Annotated in this window: 4 protein-coding genes and 2 pseudogenes; 3 read left to right on the top strand and 3 right to left on the bottom strand. The window is 71.6% G+C overall.

The window, feature by feature from the left end; genetic code table 11:
• Window positions 1-517, top strand: a pseudogene (locus AB0F10_RS44470) (hypothetical protein); the annotation flags it as partial.
• 25 nt (window positions 518-542) lie between these two features.
• Here AB0F10_RS44470 and AB0F10_RS44465 read toward each other — a convergent pair.
• Window positions 543-929 carry a hypothetical protein gene (locus AB0F10_RS44465; RefSeq protein WP_360640442.1) on the bottom strand — a complete coding sequence of 129 codons (387 nt, stop codon included), beginning with the start codon at window positions 927-929 and terminating at the stop codon, window positions 543-545.
• A 239-nt stretch (window positions 930-1,168) separates the two neighbouring features.
• On the opposite strand from AB0F10_RS44465, the gene AB0F10_RS44460 reads away from it, so the two are divergent.
• Both AB0F10_RS44460 and AB0F10_RS44455 read left to right on the top strand, forming a co-directional pair.
• Window positions 1,169-1,981 (top strand): SGNH/GDSL hydrolase family protein, encoded by an 813-nt coding sequence (locus tag AB0F10_RS44460; RefSeq protein ID WP_360640439.1) that lies wholly within the window; start codon window positions 1,169-1,171, stop codon window positions 1,979-1,981.
• A 114-nt stretch (window positions 1,982-2,095) separates the two neighbouring features.
• Window positions 2,096-2,506 carry a PLD nuclease N-terminal domain-containing protein gene (locus tag AB0F10_RS44455; protein WP_360640436.1) on the top strand — a complete coding sequence of 137 codons (411 nt, stop codon included), beginning with the start codon at window positions 2,096-2,098 and terminating at the stop codon, window positions 2,504-2,506.
• A gap of 43 nt (window positions 2,507-2,549) precedes the next feature.
• Here the strand turns inward: AB0F10_RS44455 and tuf are convergent, their stop codons facing one another.
• Both tuf and AB0F10_RS44445 read right to left on the bottom strand, forming a co-directional pair.
• Window positions 2,550-3,737, bottom strand: a complete 1,188-nt coding sequence (tuf, locus tag AB0F10_RS44450) for an elongation factor Tu (protein WP_360640433.1) — start codon at window positions 3,735-3,737, stop codon at window positions 2,550-2,552.
• 264 nt (window positions 3,738-4,001) lie between these two features.
• Window positions 4,002-4,497 (bottom strand): annotated as a pseudogene (locus AB0F10_RS44445) (hypothetical protein); the annotation flags it as partial.

Genomic DNA, 4,497 nt, shown 5'->3' with positions numbered 1-4,497 from the left:
CGGCGCGTCCGGCGCCGGCGTGCGGGAGGCGCCGGTCGATCCGCGGCACGAGGGCGCGCTCGGCGACATCGTCGACACCGGGATGCGCACGAACGGCTTCCCGCGGCTGCTGTGGGTCACCGAGATCGACGAAGCCGCGCTGCCGGACACCGCGATCGGGCTCGCGGCCGGGCGCCGCGACGCCGGCGGCCGGCTCGTCACCGACGTGGTGTCCAACGAGTTCGAGGGCTCGGACCGGGCGCCCGGCTTCCACGCCCTGCAGGCACCCACCACCGTCGGCAGCGAGAAGGTCCCGGCGTTCGGCTACTACGTGGGCGACGCCGCGAGGATCACGGTGACGGCGGGCGGCCGGAAGGTCACGGCGCGGCAGGTCGTCTGGAGCGAGGACCCCTCGGTCGTGCTGTTCTGGTTCTCCCTCGACCAGGTCGGGTCCGCCGACCACCTGGGCAGGGCCGGCGCGTACGGCGCGAACGGCCGGAGCCTGCCGGCCGGGAACGCGGAATTCGGGGTGGGCTGAGCCCGCCCGCGGCGAGGGGCGAGGTTCAGCCGCCGAAGGTGCGGCGCAGCCGGTCGCCGAGGCCCATCGGGCGCGGTGCCGCCGCCACCCGGTCGGGGCGCACCGGCGTCGCGGGCCGGGAACGGCCGGCCGGCTGGTCGTAGTCGGCCGCCGCGATCGCGTCGATGATCTGATCGTCGCCGAAGTTCTCCGAGCCGGGGATCGACGACACGAAGCCGACCAGGACGCCGTCGCGCATCACCTGCGCCTCGAGCCCGGCCGTGCCGTCGTTGTCCCAGATCGCCTCGCGCCCGTCGGGCAGGACGACCCGGATTCCGTACTGGGTGATGCCGGCGTGCGGCAGCTTGACGTGGGCGAAGACGTTGCGTCCGCGCAATGTCTCGACGACTCTCCGGGCCCGCTTCTCTTCCATGTACCCGACGCTATTCCGTCGACCTGTGCGCGCGCTGAAGACCGGCTGAGCCGCCGGTAAGAAATAATTGCTCTCCGCACATGAAACATGACCGCATGACATAGATGCAGGTCACATCGATGGATGTTACTACGAGGTAACAGGAATGTCACTATGTTTCTTTCCGTGAAGTCTTGACTTACTGTTCGGTAACCGGAGCGCTCCGGCCCCCATCCCCCGCGGATCCGGAGGCCAACCCGATGAGCAGACGCACCAACGTCCTCGCCTGCTTCGCCACCTCTACCCTGCTCAGCTTCCTCATCGCGGCGCCCGCCGCCGCGGCGGCGGGCGCGACGGGCGCGGCCGACTGGGACTACGTCGCGCTCGGCGACTCGTACTCGTCCGGCGTCGGCGCGTCCGGGCAGAGCGGGCTCTGCCTGCGCAGCTCCAACGCCTACCCCGGCCTGTGGAGGACCGCGAACAGTCCGAGGTCGTACCGGTCGAACGCCTGCAGCGGCGCGACCACCGCCTCCCTGCGGTCCGGGCAGCTGACCGGCCTGAACGCCGAGACCGACCTGGTCACGCTGACCATCGGCGGCAACGACATCGGCTTCGCCGACACGGTGATCACCTGCACGCTGGCCGGCGACAGCGGCTGCGCCTCCGCCGTGGCCGGCGCCCTGGTCAAGGTGCGCGATCAGCTGCCGGCCAAGCTCAACGCCACGTACGCCGACATCCGGGGCAAGGCCACGAACGCTCACGTCGTCGTCCTCGGCTACCCGATCCTGTTCGACGAGACGGTCGCGAACTGCGGCGCCGGCGGCATGAGCCTGGCCAAGCGCAAGTCGCTGAACAAGGGCGCCGCCGAACTCAACCGGGTGATCGCCGCGCGGTCACAGGCGGCCGGCTTCACCTGGTCGAGCGTCGAGGACCAGTTCGCCGGCCACGGCATCTGCGGCACCAACGCGTGGCTGCACGGCCTGACCGTCCTGCCGCCGACGGACTCGTTCCACCCCAACAACGCCGGCTACCGGTACGGCTACCTCCCCGCGCTGAACGCGGCGCTCGGCTGACCGCCCCCGAAGAACGGGCCCGGGCGGGATCCACCACCCGCCCGGGCCCGCCGGAATGCGATTTGTCCCTCCGGGGGGCGCGCGGGAGATCCGAATCTGCGAAGATCTCTCGCCATGGTCCGCCTCTACTCGTTGTTCGCGCTTATCGATCTCGCGTTGCTGGTCATCGCGCTGATCGACTGCCTCTCCGCCGAAGAGTTCCAGATTCGGGCCCTGCCGCGGATCGCCTGGGTCTTCATCATCCTGTTGTTCTCGCCGATCGGGGCGATCGCCTGGTTCATCGCCGGGCGCCCCGCCCGGGCCGTGCAGCTCAGCAACGGCACCACGTGGCGGCCCGGCAACGGGTTCCCCGAGAGCCAGCGGCCGAGGCCGGCGAAGGGCCCGCTCGCCCCCGACGACGACCCGGAGTTCCTGAGGAGCCTCGCCACGTCGCTGCGCGAGGACGAGTCGATGATGAAGCGCTGGGAGGCCGACCTGCGCCGGCGCGAGCAGGAGCTGCGCAAGCAGGAGCCCGAGGAGAAGTAGTGCCGGACCCGCCCGGGCGCGAACCCGGGCGGGCACCGGCACGTCAGTCGAGCAGCTCCGTGACCGTCCCGGCCGCCACCGTGTGGCCGCCCTCGCGGACCGCGAAGCCGAGGCCGACGTCCATCGCGACCTCCTTGCCCAGCCGCACCGTCAGCTCCACCGTGTCACCCGGCATGACCATCGGCAGGTCGCCCAGGTCGATCGCGCCGGAGACGTCGGTGGTACGGAAGAAGAACTGCGGGCGGTAGTTCGCCACGAACGGCGTGTGCCTTCCGCCCTCCTCCTTCCTCAGGGCGTAGAGCCGGGCGCGGAACTCGCGGTGCGGGGTGACGCTGCCGGGCAGGGCCACCACCTGGCCGCGCTGGACCTGGTCGCGCTTGATGCCCCGGAGCAGCACCGCCGCGTTGTCGCCGGCCTCCGCCGTCGGCAGCGAACGGCCGAACGTCTCGAGGCCGGTGGCGACCGTCGCCACCGTCGGGCCGAGGCCGACGATCTCCACCGGCTCACCGACGCGCAGCGTGCCGCGCTCGATCTTCCCGGTGACGACCGTGCCCCGCCCGCTGATGGTGAGCACGTTCTCGATCGGCATCAGGAACGGCTCGCCCAGCTCGCGCGGCGGGACCGGCACGTACGCGTCGACGGCGTCGAGCAGCTCCGCGACGGACCGGGTCCACCGCGGGTCGCCCTCGAGGGCCTTCAGCGCGCTGACGCGCACCACCGGGACCTCGTCGCCGGGGAAGCCGTACTCGCCGAGCAGCTCACGCACCTCCAGCTCGACCAGGTCGAGCAGCTCCTCGTCCTCGACCGCGTCGCTCTTGTTGAGCGCCACGACCAGGTACGGCACCCCGACCCGCTGAGCGAGCAGCACGTGCTCGCGGGTCTGCGGCATGGCGCCGTCCTGCGCCGAGACCACCAGGATCGCGCCGTCCACCTGCGCCGCTCCCGTGATCATGTTCTTCACGTAGTCGGCGTGCCCCGGCATGTCGACGTGGGCGTAGTGGCGGCCGGCGGTCTCGTACTCGACGTGGGAGATGTTGATGGTGATGCCCCGCAGCGCCTCCTCCGGCGCCTTGTCGATGCCCTCGAAGGCGACGAACCGGTTGGCGGCCGGGTCGCGGTCGGCGAGGACCTTCGTGATGGCGGCGGTCAGGGTCGTCTTGCCGTGGTCGACGTGACCCATCGTGCCGATGTTCAGGTGTGGCTTGTTGCGGACGAACTGGCTCTTGGCCATGGGATCTTCCTGTCCTCACTGGATGCGAGAAACGTCGGGTCGGTCGGCGGAACGCGAGCCTTGCCCAGAGACGCGCGCCAGAACCGGCACGGAGACCCTTCCCCGGGTTCTGCTGCTGCTTGGGGAAGGGTCAGATTCGCGTATCGCGCGCGGGAGCCACCGGCAGGGTGAACCCTGCGGGCAGCTGCAGACCGGGCGCGGCGAACATGGCGATCACGGTAGGCGCAAACGCCGGCGGTTGCGACCGTATTTCCGCGCGGCCGCTCACCAGTCGAAGTCGTCGCCCACCGTCATGCCGGTCTCCGCCGGCCGGCCGGCCGGGGTGAAGGCCCACGCCATGACGACCTGGTAGCGGTGGCCGCGCGCCGGGTCGACGAACGCCGGGCCGCAGTCGTGGATCGGCTGGTCCCGGTCGAATCCGACGCCCGAGCAGACCTTCGGGGCGCCGACCAGGCGGCCGGAGCCGAGGTCGCGCAGGGCCACCGAGATCCGGCCCTCGCCCCGGCTCGGCGCGGCCATCGTGGCGTGGATCTGCACCCTCTCGCCGACCGCGTGGCAGGCCCTGAGCAGCATCGGGTTCCTGAAGTCGACGACCGTGAAGCGCTTGGTGCAGTTCTCGGGGCCGTACTCCTTGGCCTCGTGTTCCGGGGCCCGGGTGCCGGCATCGCGCGGCGGTGCGGGCCGGCGGGTCGCCCTGGTCTTCCGCGGGCGGGCCGGGGTGAGCGCCTGCGCGACGATCGGCGCCCGCCGCCGCCCGGCG

The organism is Actinoplanes sp. NPDC026623, assembly GCF_040638275.1.
Lineage (GTDB): Bacteria > Actinomycetota > Actinomycetes > Mycobacteriales > Micromonosporaceae > Actinoplanes.
This window is presented reverse-complemented; position numbering and strand designations above follow the sequence as displayed.

Bases quoted from the DNA above. Each gene is read 5' to 3' on its own strand.
- AB0F10_RS44465 (WP_360640442.1), bottom strand. From the start codon at position 929: ATGGAAGAGAAGCGGGCCCGGAGAGTCGTCGAGACATTGCGCGGACGC.
- tuf (WP_360640433.1), bottom strand. From the start codon at position 3,737: ATGGCCAAGAGCCAGTTCGTCCGCAACAAGCCACACCTGAACATCGGC.
- AB0F10_RS44455 (WP_360640436.1), top strand. From the start codon at position 2,096: ATGGTCCGCCTCTACTCGTTGTTCGCGCTTATCGATCTCGCGTTGCTG.
- AB0F10_RS44460 (WP_360640439.1), top strand. From the start codon at position 1,169: ATGAGCAGACGCACCAACGTCCTCGCCTGCTTCGCCACCTCTACCCTG.